Annotated in this window: 20 protein-coding genes; 14 read left to right on the top strand and 6 right to left on the bottom strand. The window is 68.4% G+C overall.

Translation table 11 applies throughout. The annotated features are described in order from the left end of the window. Nucleotides 1–11 precede the first annotated feature (11 nt). Nucleotides 12–755 (bottom strand): TetR/AcrR family transcriptional regulator, encoded by a 744-nt coding sequence (locus tag BLP88_RS05130; RefSeq protein ID WP_074587449.1) that lies wholly within the window; start codon nucleotides 753–755, stop codon nucleotides 12–14. Between the two features lie 141 nt (nucleotides 756–896). Between BLP88_RS05130 and BLP88_RS05125 the strand changes: the two genes are divergently transcribed. The 13 genes from BLP88_RS05125 (at nucleotide 897) to BLP88_RS05065 (ending at nucleotide 14,198) form a co-directional block, all read left to right on the top strand. Continuing rightward, entirely contained in the window at nucleotides 897–1,826 is a 930-nt protein-coding gene (locus BLP88_RS05125; RefSeq protein ID WP_074587447.1) for an NAD-dependent epimerase/dehydratase family protein, read from the top strand. A gap of 109 nt (nucleotides 1,827–1,935) precedes the next feature. Further along, complete coding sequence (locus BLP88_RS05120; protein ID WP_074587446.1) at nucleotides 1,936–2,589, top strand: hypothetical protein; 654 nt, start codon at nucleotides 1,936–1,938, stop codon at nucleotides 2,587–2,589. 12 nt (nucleotides 2,590–2,601) lie between these two features. Further along, nucleotides 2,602–3,864: a phage tail sheath family protein gene (locus BLP88_RS05115; RefSeq protein WP_074587445.1), complete on the top strand. Its 1,263-nt coding sequence runs from the start codon at nucleotides 2,602–2,604 to the stop codon at nucleotides 3,862–3,864. 1 nt (nucleotide 3,865) lies between these two features. Further along, complete coding sequence (locus BLP88_RS05110; protein WP_245679773.1) at nucleotides 3,866–4,357, top strand: phage tail protein; 492 nt, start codon at nucleotides 3,866–3,868, stop codon at nucleotides 4,355–4,357. Nucleotides 4,358–5,589: 1,232 nt separating this feature from the next. Continuing rightward, on the top strand, nucleotides 5,590–6,348 hold the full coding sequence (locus BLP88_RS05105; RefSeq protein ID WP_074587443.1) for a CIS tube protein: 759 nt from the start codon (nucleotides 5,590–5,592) through the stop codon (nucleotides 6,346–6,348). 25 nt (nucleotides 6,349–6,373) lie between these two features. Continuing rightward, complete coding sequence (locus BLP88_RS05100) at nucleotides 6,374–7,918, top strand: phage baseplate assembly protein V (protein ID WP_074587442.1); 1,545 nt, start codon at nucleotides 6,374–6,376, stop codon at nucleotides 7,916–7,918. A gap of 16 nt (nucleotides 7,919–7,934) precedes the next feature. Beyond that, a complete protein-coding gene (locus BLP88_RS05095) occupies nucleotides 7,935–8,273 on the top strand; it encodes a hypothetical protein (RefSeq protein WP_074587441.1) in 339 nt (112 codons plus the stop codon). A gap of 28 nt (nucleotides 8,274–8,301) precedes the next feature. Further along, nucleotides 8,302–8,754 (top strand): GPW/gp25 family protein, encoded by a 453-nt coding sequence (locus BLP88_RS05090; protein WP_074587439.1) that lies wholly within the window; start codon nucleotides 8,302–8,304, stop codon nucleotides 8,752–8,754. After that, complete coding sequence (locus tag BLP88_RS05085; RefSeq protein ID WP_074587438.1) at nucleotides 8,751–11,399, top strand: baseplate J/gp47 family protein; 2,649 nt, start codon at nucleotides 8,751–8,753, stop codon at nucleotides 11,397–11,399. The genes BLP88_RS05090 and BLP88_RS05085 overlap by 4 nt, the downstream gene beginning before the upstream one ends. Further along, complete coding sequence (locus BLP88_RS05080) at nucleotides 11,392–11,922, top strand: phage tail protein (RefSeq protein WP_074587437.1); 531 nt, start codon at nucleotides 11,392–11,394, stop codon at nucleotides 11,920–11,922. Before BLP88_RS05085 ends, BLP88_RS05080 begins: the two co-directional genes overlap by 8 nt. Continuing rightward, a complete protein-coding gene (locus BLP88_RS05075; protein WP_074587436.1) occupies nucleotides 11,919–12,389 on the top strand; it encodes a hypothetical protein in 471 nt (156 codons plus the stop codon). The genes BLP88_RS05080 and BLP88_RS05075 overlap by 4 nt, the downstream gene beginning before the upstream one ends. Nucleotide 12,390: 1 nt before the next feature. Next, nucleotides 12,391–13,278 (top strand): PASTA domain-containing protein, encoded by an 888-nt coding sequence (locus BLP88_RS05070; RefSeq protein ID WP_074587434.1) that lies wholly within the window; start codon nucleotides 12,391–12,393, stop codon nucleotides 13,276–13,278. After that, nucleotides 13,278–14,198 carry a PASTA domain-containing protein gene (locus tag BLP88_RS05065; RefSeq protein WP_074587433.1) on the top strand — a complete coding sequence of 307 codons (921 nt, stop codon included), beginning with the start codon at nucleotides 13,278–13,280 and terminating at the stop codon, nucleotides 14,196–14,198. The genes BLP88_RS05070 and BLP88_RS05065 overlap by 1 nt, the downstream gene beginning before the upstream one ends. Nucleotides 14,199–14,205: 7 nt before the next feature. Here the strand turns inward: BLP88_RS05065 and BLP88_RS05060 are convergent, their stop codons facing one another. After that, nucleotides 14,206–15,123, bottom strand: coding sequence for an aminoglycoside phosphotransferase family protein (locus tag BLP88_RS05060; RefSeq protein WP_074587432.1), 918 nt, complete (start codon nucleotides 15,121–15,123; stop codon nucleotides 14,206–14,208). Nucleotides 15,124–15,196: 73 nt separating this feature from the next. Here BLP88_RS05060 and BLP88_RS05055 point away from each other — a divergent pair, with 73 nt between their 5' ends. After that, entirely contained in the window at nucleotides 15,197–16,417 is a 1,221-nt protein-coding gene (locus BLP88_RS05055; protein WP_074587430.1) for a pyridoxal phosphate-dependent aminotransferase, read from the top strand. An 89-nt stretch (nucleotides 16,418–16,506) separates the two neighbouring features. Here the strand turns inward: BLP88_RS05055 and BLP88_RS05050 are convergent, their stop codons facing one another. From BLP88_RS05050 to BLP88_RS05035, 4 genes are all read right to left on the bottom strand, one after another. Then, nucleotides 16,507–18,012, bottom strand: coding sequence for an amino acid permease (locus BLP88_RS05050; protein ID WP_245679772.1), 1,506 nt, complete (start codon nucleotides 18,010–18,012; stop codon nucleotides 16,507–16,509). Nucleotides 18,013–18,114: 102 nt separating this feature from the next. Beyond that, nucleotides 18,115–19,413, bottom strand: coding sequence for an aminotransferase family protein (locus BLP88_RS05045; protein WP_217635137.1), 1,299 nt, complete (start codon nucleotides 19,411–19,413; stop codon nucleotides 18,115–18,117). Nucleotides 19,414–19,583: 170 nt separating this feature from the next. Continuing rightward, nucleotides 19,584–20,423, bottom strand: coding sequence for a hypothetical protein (locus BLP88_RS05040; protein ID WP_084110830.1), 840 nt, complete (start codon nucleotides 20,421–20,423; stop codon nucleotides 19,584–19,586). Between the two features lie 201 nt (nucleotides 20,424–20,624). Then, nucleotides 20,625–21,929, bottom strand: coding sequence for a hypothetical protein (locus tag BLP88_RS05035; RefSeq protein ID WP_074587429.1), 1,305 nt, complete (start codon nucleotides 21,927–21,929; stop codon nucleotides 20,625–20,627). Nucleotides 21,930–21,996 lie beyond the last annotated feature (67 nt).

Below are 21,996 nucleotides of genomic sequence, written 5' to 3'. Positions count from 1 at the left end.
CACCCTACTCCTCAGGCCAGGCCGATGATTCCCGCGAGCAGCCCGAGCTGGTGCGCGAACAGTTCCTCCCGGGCCGCGAAGGTGTCCGCACCATACTGCCCAAACACCTCGAAGCTGACCGCCCCGAACACCGAGGTCCAGATCAGCACCCCGCGGGTGACCAGTTCTTCCGGCACCTCGAGGCCGAGCCCGGACCGGATGGCGGCGAGGTCGCGGGACAGCGTTCCGGGAACGACGACGGCGGGTCCGGCCGGGGCTGCCAGCGCACCGGCGCGGTAGGCGGCGTCGAAGTTGCGGACCATGCGGTACACCACCCGGGTGCCAGGCACGGTGGTTAGCTCCCCGGGCGCCCGGTACCCGGGGACGGGGCTGCCGAACAGGAGGGCGTAGCAGGCCGGTTCGCGCAGCGCCCAGTTCCTGACGGCGTGCCCCAAGGCGTGGAAGCGTCCGGTGAAGTCGCCTTCGGGGAGGACATCGACGGCGGCATCCACCGCATCGCCGAGCTCGTTGTATGCGTCCACCAACAGCAAGGTGAGGAGCTCGTCGCGGTTCTCCACGTAGCGGTACACCGCTGAGGACACGACGCCGAGATCCCGCGCCACGGCCCGCAGCGACAAGGCCGCCGCGCCGTGGAGGGCAAGGTGGCTGCGGCCGATCCTGACGATGTCGGCGATGGTCTGCGCGCGCGCACGCTCCCGGGGCGTGGGGACCTTGGACTCGGGTTTCGCGGCCTGGGGTTTCGCGGTGGACGGCATGCCCCCAGCATGCCACAAAAGAGAGCGGTGTCGACAAAAGAGAGCAGTGCTCTTGACTTTGCCGGTCGGCAAGGTTCATTCTGGGATGGAGAGAGCACTGCTCTCGATACGTCAGCGAAGCCCAAGCCAAGGAGTCCAGCCATGACCACCACGTACGCAGTCACCGGAGCCGGACCCGTCGGCTGGACCGTCGCCAGCCTCCTCGCGGAGCAGGGCCACCGGGTCCGCGTGCTCACCCGCTCCGGCTCCGGCCCCGAGCATCCGCTGATCGAGCACCGCAAGGCCGATGTCTCGGACCCGGCCCAGCTGGCGGACGCCTTCGACGGCGTTTCGGCCGTTTTTCACTGCATCCACGGTTCCGCGTACACCGCGAAGGCCTGGCAGGCCGAACTCCCCCGCGCCGAGCGGACAGTGCTCGACGCGGCGGCGGAAGCGGGCGCCGTCGTCGTCTTCCCGGAGAGCCTCTACTCGTACAGCGAGCCGGACATGCCGATGCGGGAGGACAGTCCGCGCGAAGCGGGCGGCGGCAAGCGGGGCGTGCGCACCGCACTGCTCAAGGCGCGGCGTACGCACCGGGCGGACACGGTGAGCGTGGCGGCCGGCGACTTCTTCGGCCCGCACGTCCGCACCTCCCACGCCGGCGAGCGCATGGTGCCGGCCCTGCTGAAAGGGAAGTCACTGCAGGTGGTCGGCAGCGCGCACCAGCCGCATTCCTTCACCTACGTGCCGGACCTTGCCGCCGCCATGGTCAAGGCCGCCCGGACGCCGGAGCTGTGGAACTCGGTGCTGCACGCCCCCACCGGACCGGCCCTGAGCCAGCAGGAACTCGCGACGGCGTTCACCACCGCGGCGGGACTGCCCGCCGTGAAACTGGGCGCGATTCCGGGCTGGCTGCTGAAGACCCTGGGACTGGCATCCACGGACATGCGGGAGCTCGCCGAGCTGCTCTACCAGTTCGAACGGCCGTTCGTCATGGACTCGGCCGCGAGCCAGGCGAAGCTGGGTATGGCGCCGACCCCGCTGGCCGAGGCCGCCGCGGCCACGGTGGCCTGGTGGCGGAGCCAGGCCTAATCCTCAAACGAATGGATATACCCTGAAAACCCCGTGACTGACGGGCCGTCCCGGGAGTAACCTAAGCACAACCGCTGTACTGGACCACCTTGTCGACTGGGGTGCCACCGTGGGTATTGTGCAAGCTTCGTTGACCGAACTGCTCGGGCTGCTTTCGGACGCCGTGAAACCTGCGCAGGTCCACCACGAGGACGAAGGCGAGCCCTCCCCTCCCGACGCGGCGGTGACCGTCCGCACCGTCGCGCTGAACCGGGTGGGCCGCTCTCGCAGGAAGGGCCCGCTGCTGGACCTGGAACTCAAGGTGGCCATCGAAGCCCGCGGCCCGGAATGCCTGACCCTGATGGAGCAACTGCTGCTGGTCGTGGAACGCCACAGCCAGTACTCCGTTGTTTCCGCCGGGGAATTCGAGCCCGGCGAATACCAGGCAAGCATCCGCGAAGGCCTGGGCTTCCTGGTCCGGGTCCCGGTGTCCCTTCCCTTCGAGGAGCCCTCCGGCCCACCCGTACTCGAACCCCTCATCGCCAGCACCACGGTGGCCCGCCGCATCCACGGCCGCCTGGTGGACATCCACAACAAAGGCATCCCCAACGCCTACATCCGCGCGCATTCGTCCGCCACCGCCGTCGTCAGCGACGCCACCGGCCACTTCGAGGTCCTGGCCTCGGCCGACGAACTCCAGCACTTTGCCGTGGCGGTCCGCGGCACTGAACGTGAAATGTCAGCCAGCACAAGCAGCCTGCCGGTGACCATCCGGTGGGAGTAAAGGGAGCGCACCATGGCGAACTACCAGGCGCCTGGAGTGTACGTACAGGAAGTACCCAGCGGCGCCCGCTCCATCGGGCAGGTGAGCACCAGCATCGCCGGATTCGTGGGGGTCGCCCCGGATCCGCTGGCGCATCTGGATGAGGCGCGGGTCCTGGACAACTGGACCCAGTTCGTGGACCAGTACGTCGGGAAGGCCACGCAGGGAACCCCGCTGTCCAACGCCGTGTTCGGTTTCTTCGCCAACGGCGGCGGACGCTGCTACGTGGTCAACGTGGGAACCGGCGGCAGCCTGACCGGGACGGCCAGGAAACCCACGGGCCTGACCCTCTTCGAAGCGATCGACGACATCTCCATGGTGGCCGCCCCCGGCTACGCCGACGCCGACGCCTACGCGGCCCTGCAGGCCCACGTGGAGCATCCGCTGCGGCAGGACCGGATGGCGATCCTGGACACCGTGGAGAAAGTGGACGACGTCGGGGCCCTCACCCGGGCGGCGACCTCCGGGGTGCCGGACGCCCCCGGGCCGGAGAAACCTGACGCGGCGAAGCCGGACAAACCCGAGAAACCCGAACCCGCCACGGGCGCCACCGGCGAAGACGCGATCGGTGCTCCCCAGTCCCCCGGCGGCTACACGGCCCTGTATTTCCCGTGGATCGTCATGACGGACCCGGTATCCGGCAAGAAGGTGACGCAACCGCCGTCGGGCCACCTGGCCGGGATCTGGGCGCGGGTGGACGGCAGCCGCGGGGTCCACAAGGCCCCGGCCAATGAGCCCATCCAGGGCGCCCTGGACCTGGTGCGGCGCGTCAGCCGCGGCGAGCAGGAGGTCCTCAACCCGGCCGGCGTGAACTGCATCCGCTACTTCCCGGGCGAAGGCATCCGGGTGTGGGGCGCGCGGACCAAGGCGCCCGAAGCCAGCGAGTACCGCTACATCAACGTGCGCCGGCTGACCAACATGATCAAGGAATCCGTGGCCGACGGCACCCGCTGGGTGGTCTTCGAACCCAACGACCACACTCTGTGGAAGTCGATCCGGCGCGACATCGGCGCGTTCCTGACCAACGTCTGGCGGGACGGCGCTCTGCTGGGTACCACCCCGCAACAGGCGTTCTTCGTCAAGTGCGATGAGGAAACCAACCCTCCGGAAGTCCGCGACGCCGGCCAAGTGGTCACCCTGATCGGGATCGCGCCCGTGAAGCCGGCGGAGTTTGTGATCTTCAAGCTCATGCAGTCGGCCGAAGCCACCAGCGAGACAGAAAGCGCAGGAGCCTGAGATGAGCATGCAGCCAAGCACACCCGCCCCGGCCGCGCAGCCGGGCAACGTGGTGGACCCGTACCGCGCCTACAACTTCAAGCTGGTCATCCAGGGCGTGGTGCAGGGGCACTTCACCAAGGTGGAGGGCCTGGGCATGAAGATCGACCGCATCCTGTACCGCTCCGGCGGGGAAAACAGTACGGTGCGGGTCATTCCGGGGCAGGTCGAGTACACACCCGTAACACTCAAGTACGGGCTCACCGATTCCACGGAAATGCTGCAGTGGCTCTTCAAGGCGGCCAACGGCCAGGTGGAGCGGCGGAACGTGTCGATCGCCATGCTCAACGATTCCGGCTCGGCCGAGGTCCGGCGCTGGAACTTGCTGGGCGCCTGGTTGTGCGAGTGGTTCGGCGCGCCGCTGGATGCCCTCGGCAAGGACCTGGCCATCGAGTCCGTGACCATCGCCTACGACCGCCTGGAACTCGATGATGCCCGCGCGCCCGTGGCCTGACGATTCGGCCGGGTCTCACGGTCCGGCGGGTTCTCACGGTCCGGCGGGTTCTCACGGTCCGGCGGGTTCTCACGGTTCGCCCGGTTGGCGGCGGGGGCTGGCCTCACGGCTGCGTGTGCTCGCGGAACGCCTGGACCCCGGGCGTCCCGCGGGGCGAGGCTCTTCGCTGCCTGGCGCGTTGCCAGGCACCTCGCCGGGCACCGGATTAGACGCCGGCGGCCCGACGCCGGCCCGCGGCTTCGACCTCTCCGGCGCACCCGAGCATTGGGTGCGCCTGCTGCACGACGCCGGGCTGGTGCCCGCGGATGCTTCTGCCGACGAAGCGCCAACAGTCGAAGCGCCAACCGTCCGGGGGCACTTTGGGCTGCCTGGGCTGCGGAGGCTCAGGCTGAGGCCAGCAATGGCGCGGATGCCGTCCGCTGTCCCTGAACCAAAGAGCCCCACGACGGCGGCGCCGCGGCAGGAAACGCAGGCACAGGACCCGGGAACCCCTCCCGCAGCCTTCGATGCCCCCGACACTGTGGCTCCCCCACTTGTTGGGACTGCTTTACGTTCTTTCGCACCCTCCAAGGACGTAGAGCGGGCCTCACAACACGGCGGCAAGGCGGTGCCCGTGTTGCGCCTCCGGCCGGACCGCGCGAAGTCAGCGGCTCCGCCGCCAAGCCAGGCCGCTTCCGGGCCCAGGGAAACCGCTCAACGTGCGAGGCCCGCTCTGCGTCCTTTGACCCGCGAAAACGACGTAGAGCAGGCCTCACAACGCAGTGTCAACGGGGTGCCGGCGCTGCGCCTTCGTCCGCAAAGCCTCCGGCAGCAAAGCCTCCGTCCGCAAACTGCAACACCGCCGCGTCCTACAGCCCCGACCCAAACGACCCAAACCGAACACCCCACAAGCGAACACCCCGCAGCAGTCGAAGCTTCCCCCTTTGCGAGGCCCGCTCTGCGTGCTTTGAGTTTTCCAAAGCACGCAGAGCAGGCCCCGCAACGCCCGGAACAGCCAAGAGAGCCGGCAAAACCAGCGCACGGCCCCACGCCAGAGTCCCCGAGCATGCCGGAATCCCAGGGCCACCCGAGCAGCACCGGAGCCCACGTCCCGAAACCCGCTCTCAACGGAGAATGGCCCGTGCTCGCCCCGAAGCCAGGCCCGCCACCACAGGGAAGCCACAGCAGCGAACCCCTCGAGCACGCCCTGGCCCGGGCCGCAAGGCTGAACCAGGAGAGGTCGGCGGTGTGAGATGGAGAGGGTCGCGTTCCTGATCGAAGACACCGGCGAACACCTGGGCTGCCTGCTCAACCCGGAGACCGTGGTGATGCAGCGCAGCGCGGGCGTGGAGCCTCGGAGGAGCGCGGGCGGGAAGCTCACCGGCAGCGGCCTGGCGGATGACCCCCTGCTCTTCACCGGCGGCGGGCACACCGAACTCCGCCTGGATTTGCTGTTCGACGTCGATCTCGCACCGGCGTCGCTCCATGTGCAGGACGTCCGGCAGATGACCCGGCCCATCTGGGCGCTCGCGGAAAACTCGGCGGAGGTGGAACGGCAGCGCCGGCCGCCGTCGGTCCGTTTCGTGTGGGGCCGGGCGTGGAACGTGCCGGGGATCGTCACGGAGGTGGCTGAGCGGTTCGACCGTTTCGCCCCGGACGGTTCGCCCCTGCGTTCCTGGATGCGCCTGGTGTTCGTGCGGGTGGGCCAGAGCGCCGACGAGGAGGGCGGCGAGAACTACGAACTCGCCCAGCGGCTTCCCCCGGTGGACCTGACCGCGCCGCCCGTGGACACCCTCACGGTGACCGGCGACGGCGGCACGGACCGGGACGCGTTGTCCCCCGACGGCGGGGAGCCCCTTCCTGAGGTCCCGCCGGGCGAGCTGGGGCGCCTGAGCCTGCAGGCCTTCGGGACGCCGCTGCTGTGGAAGCTGCTGCTGGAGTACAACAACGTTGACGACCCCGCGCATTTCACGGGCCCGCTGGCCGTGCCGCCGATGGGCGAGACGCCATGAAACGGACCACCCCGGAGAGACAGCCATGAGGCAGCTCCAGGGACTTCCCGAACTGATCGTCACCCTCGGGCGGCGCCGGCTTTCCGCGGCCGATACGGCCGCGATCGTGTCCGTGCAGGTCCTCAGCTCCCTGGCCCGCCCGGCCCAGTGCCTCATCACCTGGCGCCCCGGACCCGGCCAAGGCCAGGGCAGCAGGGGCCAAGGCAACAGGGGCATAGACCCGGCGCCCGGGGATGCGCTCCGGGTGGAGCTGGGCGGCCGGCGCACTCCCCTGTTCGTCGGCGAAGTGACCGTGGTGGAGCGCAGCTACGGCGCCGACCTCTCCCAGGAAATCCGGGTCCGCGCCTACGACGCCCTGCACCGTCTCCGCAAGCGCCAGTTCACCAGGCTACACGGAGGCGAACAGGGGGACGTGGACCTGGCCGGCCTGGCCCGCACGCTCTGCGAGGGCACCGGGCTGCAGGTCACCGGGGGCAGTGCAAAACTGGGGCAGGTGTACCAGTGCGCGCGCTCGGACCTGGCCCTGCTGGTGGAGCAAAGTGCCCGGGTGGGCATGTACCCGGTGGTCGACGGCGACGCCCTCCGCCTCACCACGCTGGCCGGCGAGGGCGATCCCGTGGAGCTGGAACTGGGCAGCAGCCTGCACTCGGCCGAGGTGGAACTCAGCCAGGAGCCCGCGTACCTGGGCGCCCGCACTGCCGGCTGGCACTCCGGCGACGCCGAAGCCCTGGAGGGATCGGCGTCGGGCAGTGACGCGAAGGCGGGCGTGTCCGCGGACCCGGCCCTGGCCAGCGTCGGCGCGGGCGGCGAGCTGCTGCGCGGCAACGAGGCCTTCGCCTCCGGCGCCGCGGCGGACGGACTGGCACAGGCGGAACTGGACGTGCGGATGGCCGGGCAGGTCAGTGCCGTGTTCGTGGCCGACGGCGACCCGCTGCTGCGTGCCGGCGGCCGGGTCCGGGTGCGGGGCCTGGCCTCGTCGCTGGAGGGCACGTACGCCATCGCCTCGGCCGTGCACCGGCTGGACGGCAGCGGCTACGAAACCACCGTCACCACCCGGCCGCCCGAAACCCCGCCGCCCCGGCAGCCGGACGTGTTCACCCTGGGTGTGGTGGCCGACGTCAACGATCCCGAGGAGCGCGGCCGCGTCCGGGTGCGCCTGCCCGCGTATCCGCCCCTGGAGAGCGGCTGGGCGCCCGTGCTAAGCGGGGCCGCCGGACCCGGTAAAGGGCTGGTGCTGCCGCCCGCGCCGGAGGACACCGTCCTGGTGCTGCTGCCGGCCACGGACCCGGCCCAGGCGATCGTGCTCGGCGGGCTGTACGGCCGCGAACGCACCCCCGACGCCGGCGGGAACACCGCCCGGGAAAGCCGCTACACCTTCCGTTCCGCGGACGGCCAACAGATAGTGCTCGACGGCGGCGCACGCACCGTCAGCTTCACGGACGGCCACGGCTCCACGGTGGAACTCGGGCCGGACAAGCTGCGCATCACGGCGGCCACGGACCTGCTGCTTGAGGCACCGGGCAAAGCCATGCGCATCCGCGCCAAGACGGTCGATTTCGAGGAGGCCTGATGCCGGGGTGCAGGCGATGAAAGTCCTGGTCAAGGAAGCCATCCTGCGCTGCGGGCACGACGGCAAGGTGGAGAACGTCCCGTCGCAGGAATGGGTGCGGGTGGCGGGATCGCCCGTGCTGGTCGAAGCCGATCCCGTGGGCCGGGACATCTCGATGTGCCCCAACATCGGCCTGAACATCAAGCCGTGCCAGAAGACCCTCCCCGTGGTGAAGGGGTACTCGGTATTCATCCGGATCGGCGGGAAGCGGATGTGCCTGGACACCGTGGAAGGCTTCACGGACGGCACCCCGCCCGGCGCCGTGAAATACACCGTCCGGCGGCCGGGCCAGGAATTCGTGGCGGCGGGATCATGAGGAGCGCAGTCATGAAAAGCGGCCGGCCATGAGCGCCCCCCGGTACAAGTCGGTGGCCTTCGTCCACCCGGACTTCGACGCCGCCGTCGGGCTCTCCGGCCTCACCCTCACCCCGGACGGCAGGCTGGCCACCGTCACGGACGCCGCCTCCGTGCGGCAGGCCCTGCTGCTGCTCCTGAGCACCCGGCCCGGCGAGCGCATCAACCGCCCCACCTATGGCTGCCACCTCTTCCGGCTCGCCTTCGCCCCTGCGGACGACACCACCGCGGGCCTGGCCATCCACTACGTGGCCCGGGCCGTGGAGCAGTGGGAGCCGCGGATCACGGTGTTGTCCCTGGACGCCTCGCGCTCGCAGGAGAGCCCGGAACTGCTGGAAGTGCGGCTCCGGTACCGGGTGCGGTCCACCCAGCACCAGGACGAACTGGCCATCACCCTGCCCGTTGACTCCGCTATATCCCATGAACGGGGAGGTGCAGCATGAGCATTCCCGTGCCGAACCTGGATGACCGCAGCTTTGCCGAGCTGGTGGCCGGCGCCCGGGAACGCATCCGGCAGGTCGCCCCGGACTGGACGGACCTGTCCGTGCACGACCCCGGCATCACCATCATGGAGGCCTTCGCCTACCTCACGGACACCCTGATGTACCGGCTCAACCGGGTCCCGGAGAAGCTGTACGCCGTGTACCTGAACCTGCTGGGCACCAGCCTGCACCCGCCCGGCAGCGCCGAAACCATGCTGGAGTTCACCAGGCTCGCAGCAGGCGGGGAGGCCCCGGAAATCCGGATCCCGCGCGGCACCCAGGTCAGCTGCCCGCCCGGCGTGCCCGGGGCACCGCAGCCGGTCTTCACGACGACGGCGGCCGCGGTGCTGCCCGCCGGCCAGGCCAGCGTGCTGGTCCCGGCAGCCGATGTCACCTTGTACGACGCCGTCCCGATCGGCACCGGGACGGGACGGCCGGGGCAGAGCTTCGTGGTCCCAAACGCCCCGATCGTCTCCGGGGCGGGGCTGTCCGTCGCCATCGAAGTGCCCGCCGGGACCCGGCTCAGCAGCGGCGAGGCCGTGCTCGTGGACGGGAAACCGTTCCGGTACTGCCGGGAAGTGGAGGCGTTCGCCGACGCCCGCCCCGGCGAGGTGCCGGTGCGAATCGACCGCAGTGCCGGCGTCGTGATGTTCGCCTGGTGGGACGAGGCATTCGTCCCGCAGGGAACCGGCGGGCAGGAGCACCCCGTGGTTCCCGGACCGGGTGCCGAGGTGCGTGCCTGGTACCGCGGAGGCGGCGGGCAGCGCGGGAACGTCGGGGCCGGTCAGCTCACGGTGCTGCGCTCGCCGGTGCCCGGAGTGCGGGTCAGCAACCCGGAACCGGCCACCGGCGGGCGCGACGGCGAAGCCCTGGAAAACGCGCTGCGCCGGGCCCCGCAGGACTTCCAGGCCCGGGACCGGGCCGTGACCGTGCGGGACTACGAGGTGCTGGCCATGCGCCACGGCGGGGTTGCCCGGGCACGGGCATTCACCCGGAAGGAACTGTGGGCGTTCGCGAAGCCCGGCGAGGTGGAGGTGGTGCTGGTGCCGTTCGTGCCGCGCCCCGGTGGCGCGCAAGGCACACCCGTCACGGCCGCCGAACTCGCCGGGCAGGCCCGCGGCGAGGTGCGGGACGACGTCGAACGGTACCTCCGCCGGCGCTCCACGGTGGGCGCCGAACCCGTGGTCCGCTGGGGCCTCTACAAGCAGGTGCTGGTGGACGCCCGGATCGTGGTGCGCCCGGACGAAGACGCGGACGCCGTCAAGGCCCGGATCACCGCCCGGCTCAACGACGGGATCAGTCCGCTCGGCCCGGGCTCCGCTCCCGCCGGGACGGGCACCTACGGTTCGGGTTTCGGCAAACCTTTGCGCGTCTCCAACCTCTACCGGGCCATGGAGGAAGCCGAGCCCGGGGTGCAGTATGTGGACCGGGTGCGGCTGGAGGTGGACAAGGTCCCGGACACGGACGCGATGGGCCTGGTGCAGGCCGAGGGGCAGGACAACACCTGGTTCGTGGCCCAGGACGGGCTGCTGTTCCGCACCACCAACGCCGGCGACGGATGGGAGGCCTGCGCCGAGTTCGGGAGTGTCGATTCAAACGGCGACGCCGCCACGGAAACGGTGCGGTCCATCGCACCGTTCCGCTCCCCCGCTCCGGGACGGTCCGCCGTCGGGCAGCACCCCGGGATGGTCGCGGTCAGCACGGTGGCCGGCACGTCCTCGCGCATCTACATCAGCGAGGACCTGGGCGAATCGTGGCGCCGCGCGGCGGAGCTGGGCTTCGTGGTGGCGGACCTGTGCTGGGTGGACCGGCAGGGGGCGCCGGTGCTGCTGCTCGCCGGCGAGCGCGGCCTCTACGAACTGCCGATGGGCGAGGGCTCCATCCCGGTCCAGAACGTGGTGGACGCCGGGCAGCCGGACCGCGGCTTCTACGCGGTGGACGCCCTGGTGGACGTGCGTGGCCGCACCGGGGTGGCCGTGGCGGCGGAAGCCTCGGCCGGGGTGTGGCTTTCCCCGGATGCCGGCATGGCGGGCAGCTTCAAGCGGGTGAAGGCGGCCGGGGAGGACATCCGCTGCATGACCGTGCAGTACGACGGCGGTGCCAGCTACCTGTGGCTCGGCCGTTCCGTTCCCGAGGGCAGCGGCACCGGATGCCTGCGGCTGAAGATCGACGAACTCGCCCGCACCGACCTCGACACCCTGCAGGCCGCGTGGGAACAGTTCGGCGCGGGCTGGACCGGCGGCAGTTGCTGGGCCGTGCACGTCATGGGCAACGCCGCCTACGCCGCCACCCAGAGCGGCGGGGTGCTGCGCCTGCAGCTCGGCCAGGCCTCCCCGCAATGGAGCACCCCGGATGTGAACTGCGGGCTGCCGCTGCGGGACCGCACCCGTTTCGACCCCGTCCGCGGGGTGTCCGGTACCGTGCGCGACGACGGCACGCAGCTCCTGCTCGCCGCCGGGCCCAAGGGGATCTACCGCAGCACGGACAACACCGCCTCTTGGGCGAACTGCACGCGGCGGGTGGTGGACGACGTCGTGACCTTGCCGGAAACCTGGCTGTTCTGCTCGGGCGGGCACCGCATCGAGGTGGTGCACGGACATGGCTGACTTCGATCTCGGTGACTCCCGGCTGCTGCGGGTCCTGCCCGAGGTGTACCAGGTGGCGGCGGAAAGCAGCCAGCCGCTGCAGGCCTTGCTGGCGGTGGCCGAGGACATGCACGCGCCCGTCCGGGACGTCCTGGACCGCATCCACACCGTCCCGGATCCCGGGCGCTCGCCGTCGTCGCTCATTCCGTTCCTGTCCCGCTGGGTGGACCTGGACTGGCTCACCCTGCCCGGACCGGAGGCCACCGGGACCGCGTCCGCCGGGATCCCGGTGGCCCGGCAGCGGGACCTGATCGCCAGCGCCGCCGGGCTGTCCGCGCGCCGCGGCACCGTGGACGGGCTCACCCGTTTCCTGCACCTGGCCACAGGGGTCCCCGGCTTCGAAGTGGTGTCCGAACCCGGCGCCTTCCACATCACGGTGCGGGTGCCGGCCGCGGCCGCGGGGCAGCTTGAGCTGGTGCGGCGGATCGTCAAGGGCATCAAGCCGGCGCACGTCACCGACCGCGTCGAGGTGATGAAGGAGTGAACAGCGGGAACCGCAAGCCCATCATCGTGGTGGTCGCCTGCGCGGTCGTGGCGGTGCTGGTGCTGGTGTTCGGGGTCAGCTGCGGGGGCGGCAACGACGCCGCAGCGCCGGGGTGGCAGTCCGGTTTCGCCGGGGCCGCGAAGGGCGGAAAGCTCACGACGGCGGACCTGGCCCCGGCTGGCGGCTCCTGTTCGGCGTCGGGCGGCCAACTCGCGGTCGCCGGGAGCTGCACCTTCACCGTCCGGGAGTTCGGCGGGCTGTTCTCCTTCGGTCCGCCCACCAAGCGGGCCCGGCTGCTGCCGCAGCAGGCCGTGGAAGTGACACTCTCCGTGGAAGGCACGCGTACCGAGCAATCCGCCGACCCCGGGGATACCGTGGAGCTGACATTCGGAACCTCGGGCGGGAGCCTCGGCATCCGCTGCCTGGTGCCGGGAGGCTGTGTGCTTCAACTAGTGGAGGCGGGCTGACATGACCGGAATAACCCTGACACTCAGTTCCCCCACCGTGGAGCTCAAGGACGGCAAGGGCTCGCTGACGGCCTCGGTGACCAACAGCTCCGCGGAGGCCGAACGGGTGGTGCTCGGGGCCTTCCCCGGCCAGCCCGGCGCACCGTCCTACACCACCGTGGCCGACCCTTTGCGCACCATCGGCCCGGGAGCCACCGAGCAGTACCTGGTGGCCTTCGACACCACCGGCGCGGCCCCCGGCAGCTACCCGGTGAAGTTGATCGCCTACTCCGCGGACGACGCGCCGGAGGACTACGCGGACCAGGCCCACGTCGTCACGCTGGCGGTGAGCCAGGCACCCGCGCCTGCCAAGCCGCCGTCGAAATTTCCCTGGCTCTGGGTGATCATCGGCGCGGTGGTGCTGCTCCTGGCGATCGGCGGGGTGCTGTGGTTCCTGCTGCGCGGCGGCGGCAACGTCCCGGACGTGCGCGGCAAGCAGCAGAGCGAAGCCGCGCAGATCCTCATCGGCGCCGGCTTCTCGATGGGCTCCACCGAGGTGGTGAGCACGGAACCGCCCGGCACCGTCATCAGCCAGAACCCGGCAGCCGGCAGCCGGGCCGACAAGGGGATCACCGTAAGCGTGGAAATCGCCCGGAAGGCCGACGTTCCGGTACCCAACGTGATCGGGCAGCCAAAGGAGACGGCGGTCCAGACGCTGACCCAGGCCGGGTTCACGGTGTCGGTCAAGGAGACCCCGAGCTTCGCCGCCCCAGGCACGGTGATCACGGTGACTCCGCCGGTTGGGACCCCGCTGCGGCCGGGATCGGCGGTGACCATCGAGGTCGCGACGCTGCTGATCGGACTCGGTCCCACGCTGCCGCCCCTGCCGCTGTCCCCCGGAGGGCTCTGATGGGCACCATCACCATGACGCTCAGTTCGCCGTCGGTGGTCCTGAAGGACGGGAAGGGCTCGCTAACCGCATCCGTCACCAACGGCACAGCAGCGTCCGCCCGGGTGGTGCTCGGTGCATTCCCCGGGGGCCCTGCTTCGAAAACGTACACGGACGTCCCGGACCCGCTGCGGACGATCGCCGCCGGCGCCACGGAACAGTACCTGGTCACCTTCGACACCACGGGCGCGGCGCCCGGCAGCTACCCGGTGAAGCTCATCGCCTATTCCGCGGACGACGCCCCGGAGGACTACGCGGACCAGGCCCGGGTGGTGGCGCTCGAGGTTCCGGCACTCCCGACGCCGGCCCCGGCTCCCGGGTTCCCGTGGCTCTGGGTGATCCTCGGCGCAGTGGCGCTGCTCGCCGTCGTCGGCGGTGTGCTGTGGTTCCTGTTCAAGGACGCCACCGTGCCGCCGGTGGTGGGCAAGCCACAAACCGAAGCGGTGCAGCTCCTCAAGGACGCGGGCTTCGGCACCTCGGTCACCGAGAAAGAGAGCACGGAGCCGGCCGGGACCGTGGTGCGCCAGGATCCCGAGGGTGGACGGACCGTGGGCCGCGGCTCCACGGTGGCCCTGGAGGTGGCGGTGCCGTTGCGGACCACCGTGCCCGCGGTGCTCGGTGCCACTGTCGAATCGGCCAAGTCGCAGTTCGCCGCCGCCAAGATCCAGCTGGATTTCACCGCCGGTTCCACGTGCAACAAATCCCCGGAGCTGAGCCTGCAGCGCTGCGTGGTGCTCGGCGTCAACCCGGATGTGGGTTCCCGGGTGAACCTCAATGCGCTGGTGCTGGTGAGGACGGAGCTGAGGTCGAAGATCTTCATCGACAACAACACGTTCCCGAACATCTGCAAGACCACCGAATGCGTGAAGCTGGGCGGGTGAGGTGCTCTTAGCAGAGGCTGCGGTGCTCCTCGATCAGCTCACGGACGATCCGTAAGTTGCTCGCCGTGCCGGACGCCCCGGGGCCTTCGGCGAGGCCAAGCAGGGCCTTCCAAAGTGCCCACCCACGGCCCCGCGCCCAGCTTGCCTCGTCCATCGCAATCTCGCGGCGGAAGGTGCTCCGGCTCTCGCCGCCGAACAGAGTCCAGGCGATGACCAGGTCGCAGGCCGGGTCTCCCACCCCGCTGGTGCCGAAGTCGATCACGGCCGCCAGCGACCCCTTCTCCTCCAACAGGTTCCCCGCCGCCACGTCACCGTGGAACCAGACCGGCGGCCCGCCCCACCGGGCGTCGAGCGCAGCATCCCACACAGCCTCGGCGCCCTCCGTATCGATCCGCCCGCTGAGCCTGGACAGGCAGCGGCGGGTCTCGTCGTCGTAATGGGCCGGGGATGTTCCGCGGAACCAGCTGTGTTCCCCGGCGTCGGGCGCTCCTGTGGTGCCGCAGGCCTGGAGGGCCAGCAGGAACGCGGCCAGCTCCGCGGCGAACCCTGGAAGGTCGTCCAGTTCCGCCCGGTCCGCCGTCCGGCCCTCGAGCCAGCCCCGCACCGACCAATGGAAGGGAAACCCCTCGCCCGGGACACCCAACCCCAGGATCGGCGGGACAGCCACGGGCAGTTGGGCGGCAAGGCGGGGCAGCCACTCATGCTCCTTCGCGATCGCGGGAGCATATCCTGCAGCGGTGGGAAGGCGCACCGTCATTGTTTCGCCCAAACGATAGGTGCGGTTGTCCCAGCCGTCGAACTCGACCGGAGTCACCGGCAACCCGGCCCACTCCGGGAACTGGGCGGCGAGGAGCCGCTTCACCAGGGCGGCGTCAATGCCCGCCCGTCCATCGATCCCGCGCCCGTCCGGGCCGCCAGCCTGCATGACGGCAAGCTACCGCGAACGCCCGGACGGTGTCACGCTCGGCAGAGCGGGCACCACCGTGAAAAGATCAACCATGCGTCCGATGCAGCACTCCAGCAAACTCCAGAACGTCCGTTACGAGCTCCGCGGCCCGCTCCTCCAGGCGGCCAAGGCCATGGAAGCCGAGGGGCACCGCATCCTGAAGATGAACCTCGGGGACACGGCACCGTTCGGGCTGGAGGCGCCGGAGTCGGTGGTGGTGGACATGATCCACCACCTGCGCGACGCCCAGGGCTACAGCGATTCGAAGGGCATCTTCTCGGCCCGCACCGCGATCTCGCAGTACTACCAGACGCAGAACCTGATGACGATCGGCGTCGAGGACATCTTCATCGGCAACGGCGTCAGCGAGCTCATCTCCATGACCCTGCAGGCCTTCATGGAGAACGGCGACGAGGTGCTGGTGCCCGCCCCGGACTACCCGCTCTGGACCGCCGCCGTCACGCTCACCGGCGGCATACCCGTGCACTACCTGTGCGACGAGGAACAGAACTGGTGGCCGGACATGGCCGACGTGGAAGCCAAGATCACCTCCCGCACCCGGGCGATCGTGATCATCAACCCGAACAACCCCACCGGCGCCGTCTACCCGCGCCACATCCTGGAGCAGTTCGCCGACCTGGCCCGCAAGCACGACCTCGTGCTGTTCTCCGACGAAATCTACGAGAAGATCCGCTACGAAAAAGCCCGGCACATCCACACCGCCTCGGTGGCGGAGGACGTCTGCGTGCTGACCTTCAGCGGTCTCTCCAAGGCGTACCGGATGCCCGGATACCGCGCCGGCTGGGTCGCGATTACGGGACCGCACGCCGCCACCGCCGAGTACCGCGAAGCGCTGGAACTGCTGGCGTCGCTGCGGCTGTGCGCCAACGTCCCGGCGCAGCACGCCATCCAGACCTGCCTGGGTGGTTACCAGAGCATCGAAGAACTCATCAGGCCCGGCGGCCGGCTGCGCGAACAGCGGGACCTGGCCTGGAAGCTGCTGACGGCGATCCCCGGCGTCTCCTGCGTTCCGGCGGCCGGTGCCATGTACCTTTTCCCGCGCCTGGACCCTGAGATCTACCCGATCAAGAATGACGAGAAGTTCGTGCTGGAGCTCCTGCAGGACCAGAAAATCCTGGTCTCGCACGGCACCGCCTTCAACTGGCCGACGCCGGACCACTTCCGTTTCGTGATCCTGCCGGCCGAGCGGGACATCGAGGAAGCCGTGCGCCGGATTTCGACGTTCCTCGCCGCGTACCGGGCAAGGGTTTAGCTTCGCGATTCCAGTGACGGCTTGGGCCTGCCGGTCACGGCAGCGGTCCACCGGTCATGAAGACCGGCGGACCGCGATCCGAGCCATTTCTACTGACGGACCTCCACGGTGGCCGGGGCCGGCGCTTCCTTTTCCAGCAGATCCTTTTGCCAGCCTTCTTGCTGTCCAAGCCGCTTTCGGACTACCGGCCAGAACAGCACCAACGCACCGGCCGCGATCAGGCTCGTCCACACCTGTGTGCGGCCGTCCTCGCTGAACAGCATGATCGTGACAATGCCGATCGCACCCAGGACCAGGATGATGTTCAGCCACGGGAACAGCCACACCTTCAGCTTGAGGTCCGCCCGTTCATCCGAAGTCATCTTGGTCCTCATGCGCCACTGGGTGACGGCTATGAACACGTAGACAAAGAGGGCAACCAGCCCGGTCGAATTCATGATGAAGTCATAGATGCCCGAGCTGGGGGCAATGAAGTTCACCAAGGTTGCGATGAGGCCGCCGACCGTCGATGCAACTACGGCGACAACCGGGACTCCCTTCCTGTTACGCCTGGCGACAACCGCCGGCGCAAGCCTCTGCTCGGCAAGGGCGGCGAACATCCGGGACGCGGAGTATGTTCCGGAGTTGAGGACGGAGATCACGGCCGTGAAGATGACCAGGCCCATGATGACGTCGGCGCCGGGCACGCCGAACAGCGAGAACACGTACGTGAACGGGGCAATGTCGGACGGCTTGGGGAGTTCGCTCCACGGAACGATCGTGGCGATGACGAGGATGGCGCCCACATAGAAAAGCATGACTCGCCAGATGACCGTGTTTGCTGCCTGGCGGATTCCCTTTGCGGGGTTCTCTGATTCCGCGGCGGCCATGACGGCAATCTCGGTGCCGAAGTACGAAAACAGCACCAGTGCGATGCTGGAGAGAACGACGCCGATGCCGTTGGGCATGAATCCGCCGTGGGCCCAGAGGTTGGATACAGAGAAGGAAGCATTCGGCCAGAGCCCGAGCACGTACAGCACGCCCGCACCAAGGAACACCACAATCGCGATCACTTTGATGCTTGCGAGCCAGAACTCCGTCTCCCCGAAGGTCCGCAGGGAAATGAGGTTCGTGCCCACAAAGACCGCCAGCAATGCGAGCGAACCGGCCCACGCGGGAAGCACGGGGAACCAGTTGTGCAGCATTCCGCCGCCCACGACGGCTTCGTAGGCGATCACGCCCACCCAGAAATACCAGTACAGCCAGCCGACGATATACGCCGCCCAGCTTCCAAGGCCCACCCTGGCATATTCCATGAAGGATCCGACGGCAGGCCTGGCCGCTGCCATTTCGCCGAGCATCCGCATTGCGAGGAATACCAAAAGCCCGCCCGCGGCGTAGGAGAGCACCGCTGCGGGACCGGTATTGCGGATGATGTTGGCCGAGCCGACGAACAGGCTCGCACCAATGATTCCGCCCAGCGTGATCATGGTGACGTGCCGGGCGCGGAGCTTCTTGCCCTGTGAATGACCGGCGGATTCCGGCCCGGATGCCAGGGAAGCGCCCTGCGCCGCTGTCAGGTGATGCTTCGAATCGACGTCGTATTCGTTGGTCATGATGAACCTCTTCGCTTGTTGGGAAAAGCGCTGGTTTCTGACAGGAACCCCGTCAGGTTTCTTGCATTCAGGCCGATGGAGGACGCTGCTGGAATTCGTTTGTCACCGGCGCTCGCGTTCGTTGATGGCGTGCCCGATTGCCTGCACGTAGGACACCAGCTCGTCATCGCTGATGATGAACGGAGGGCTGATCTGCAAAGTGTTTCCACGCAGCGGCCGGGAAATGAATCCGAGTTCGATAAGGTCGTCGGCGATCGCTTCGGCGCTGAGGTGGTCGGCCAGGGTGACGCCGCCAAGCAGGCCCGCAGACCGGACCTCGATGACTCCGGAATGCCCGGCATCCAGCCCGGCAAGTTCCCGATGCAGCACCCTTTCGAGGTCCCCGACCCTGGGTATCAGCTGATCGCGTTCGAGAATCTCCAGGTGCGCGAGGGCCACCGCAGAAGCCGTCGCGTGGCCCGCGTAGGTCGCGCCATGGCGGAAAATCGGCGTTGCGGGAGAGTCGACGTAGAAGGGTTCCCAAATCCGGGGGCTTACTAGCACGCCGCCCAGTGGCGCGTAGCCGGAAGTGATGCCTTTGGCGAACGTCAACAGGTCCGGCTGAATCCCGTACCGTTCGGCGGCAAACATCTTGCCGGTCCGGCCGAAGCCGGTAATGACTTCATCCAGGATCAAGAGGATGTCATTCTCCCGGCAGATCCGTTGGATCGCTTCAAGGTATCCCGGCACTGGAGGATTGACGCCTCCGGTACCCTGGATCGGTTCCGTGACGATCGCGGCAATATTTTCTGCCCCGATTTCGTCGACAACCCGGGCAACCTGCCCGGCGTCGTTGAACGAGACCCGGGCGGTTTCGGGGACCAGGGAATCGGTTCCGTAGCCTTCGCGGTTGAATTCGAGGCCGGCGATGCTCGTTCCGTAGGCGTGCAGGCCGTGGTAGGCGAATTCGCGGCTGAGGATGACCTTCTTGGATGAGCGGCCTTCCCGCTGCCAATGGCGGCGGGCGAGCTTGCAAGCCACATCGATGGCATCGGAGCCGCCTGAATTGAGAATCACCTTGGCCCGCTCAAACGGAGCCAGGCCAGCGAGCCGCTCCCCCAGCGCGTGTGCTTTGTCGTTCGTGAACCGGGCAAAGATGTGGTGCGTCTCGAGCCGCATCATCTGCTCGTAGGCGGCCCGGGCCAATTCCGGATGGGAATGGCCGATGTTGGCGTGCCACAGACCGGCGGTGCCATCGAAAAGGCGGCGGCCGTCGGAGGTGAAGACATAAGAGCCCTCGCCCCGTTCGATGATGAGTTGGCGCCCGATGACCGTGGGGACATGTGCCTGGGCGGGCCAAAGGGCGGGCCCGTCCAGCAGCCGCGCCTTGGTCGGCGCCTGAACGGGATCGGTCATTGTCATGGGTTCGCTCCTTCCGGTGAGCGTGAGTCCTGTCTGGGAATCCACCGGCGGAATTTGCGGTGGTGATGACAAAGTACGGACGCAGATACCTAAAGAAAAGCGAATCTTATTGACCAATATCTGTAAGAAAAACTTGCAGGGGCGCACCGGGCCGAGCGCCGTCGTCGTTCCTAGTCCCCCGCCGAGCCGCTGACCCGCAGTGCGTTGATGATCGCCGGGATCGACAGGATCAGCATGATCAGGGCCCAGACCAGCGCCACGATCACGGTGACGAGGGCCCAGAACTGGTCGCCGATGGAGACCAGCGGGCCGGGCAGGAAGCCGTGGATCAGGCCGAGCACCAATTGGAGCAGCACGGACACCACCAGCAGGACCACGAGTCCGGTGACCTTGAGGAACTTGGGCTGGCTCAGGATCAGCAGCACCGCGAACACGGCCTTCAGCAGGAGCAGCAGCCCCAGGATCGCGGCGGCCTGTCCCGTGGGAAAGCTCCCCCACAGCGCCAGGTAGGCGAGGGTCCCGAACGGAGTGGCAACAAACAGCCCGAACATCAGGAACAGCTTGGCCATGGCCAGCATCGCCGCGAAGAACGCCGCCACCACCCACAGGAGCGTGACAATCAGGGTCACGATCCCCTGGATCCGGCCGTAGAGCCGCAGCTCCATCATCAGGCTGAGTCCCAGCATCACCACCGTGAACAGCAGCAGACCGTCCAGGAACGCGAGGAAACCGATCCCGGCACCGGGCGGATCGGCGTCGGCCTTTTGCGTGTTGAGGAAGACGTCCAGCGGGACGCCCAGCTTGCTGGCCTCGCCCGGGGAGACGGGCTCGACGGCGGTCCCGCCCACCAGGAGCGACATGCCGATTTCCGCGAGGACGGCAATGGCGAACACCACGACGGCGGCGATGAAGAACGGTTTGCGGATCGCCTCAGGCGACGGCCCGTCACGGAGTGCGCCGGTACCAGTGATACCCGGCAGGTAGCCCGGACCCCGCCTCCCTGCGGCCATGGCTCAATTGTGGCAGAGGTGGGGTTTTTTGGAAGCGCTTGCGGCGGGGAAACCGGCACTTTCGGAAGCGAGGCAGGACGCCTGCATGACATTCTGCTGGATCACCCTCGCAGTTGTGGTCCCGGAGCCCGCTATCACGAGGATGTCCGAGGTGAACGCGGCGGGTGATCCAGCAGAATGTGAGGGGCGGGCCTGTGAAAACTACTGCTCGTCGGTGCGGAGCCAGGCCCGGCCGTGGCGGTAGCGGACTGCGGTTCCGCTCAAGCCGGCCGGCGCGAGATCGATGGTATCCAGGATGCCTTGCTCGGCGGGTGGGAGGAATTTGGGTTCACTCCAGGCAGGAGTGTCGTGGTCGCTTTGTTTCAGTTCTTCGGCCTTGCTCACGTGGGGATCCAGCGCGTCCATGCCATGTGCGTCGCGCTTCACCGGGATACCGCCGAACGCATACCCTGCAAATGCCAGCAGGCCGGTGGATGACGCGATCGCGTCGTCTTTCGTTTGCGGGACCCGCGAACTCTCGTCCCACAGCCAGGCTGAGCGTGCGGTGGCAAGGAAAGCATCGTGGTGCATGGCGTTGACGGTATCTATGCCATGGACAGCGCAGTAATCGTCAAGGAGTACGTATCCGACGGGGGACTCGTCATATTCCGGGTCACGGCGTTCGGTCTCCTCATCACAGGTGCAGCCAGGCGCATCGCTCTCCTTGGGTTCCAATTTGCCTCCGTACGACGGATCCAGGCCCTGTGCCCAGACGGGACCACTGGGACCGGGAACAATCCACACGAATTGCCTTGCATAGCGGTGCACCCACCACCTGTGAGCGGCCTTCCCGCAGAAAACTGCGAGCAGCAGGGTGGCAGCGAGGGCGAAAACCGACTCATACGGTGCAAACGGGCCTCCGTCGGACGGTGGGGTCTGGCCCCGGGCTATCGTCCAATCCGCAGCAAACCACGCCCACAGCGCGGCCGAAACGCACGCGAGACCAAACGCGACCCACCAGCCCACGGCGAGTTCCCTCCGTTCAGCCGAGAAGGCGTTCTCCCCCACAGCAGTTGTCCTGCCGTCCCTCAGCCTCGCCGAAAGCTTTCGGATTTCCCTGAGCTGACGAGGCGAGGACACGAGTTCCGCGGCGGCCAGGGTGGCCGAAAGAACCGCACCCGCCGCCCATGCCGTCGCTGATGCTGCGCCCGCACTGGCATGGGCAACGGCGCACGCACCCAGCAGAGCAGCTGAGGAGACGGGCAAGTACCTTCCCAGTGCCCAACCAGCCAGCACCATGAGCAAAGCAGTCTGCGTGACCGCGAAGCCGAACACGTTGATCGTCAGCAGGGATTCTTCCCATGACAACGGTGCTTCTTCCCAGCCGCGGTCGGCCACGAACGCTCCGCCCACGGTCAGCAAACCGAGCAGCCACGCCATCAACGCCACACGGGCCCCGGACCGCCGACGGGGCAGGGACGCCCACTCTTCTTTGCTCGGCCGGATCAGCTCGCGAACGTTGTGCATTGCACCATCCTGCGGGATCAACGCAATCCGGCCCAAAAAACCAAAACTGACTCGCAGTTGATGTCGT

Origin of the sequence: Arthrobacter cupressi, from assembly GCF_900099975.1 — a bacterium.
Lineage (GTDB): Bacteria > Actinomycetota > Actinomycetes > Actinomycetales > Micrococcaceae > Arthrobacter > Arthrobacter cupressi.
Note: the sequence above shows the minus strand (reverse complement) of the source record. Positions and strands in the feature narration are given on the sequence as shown.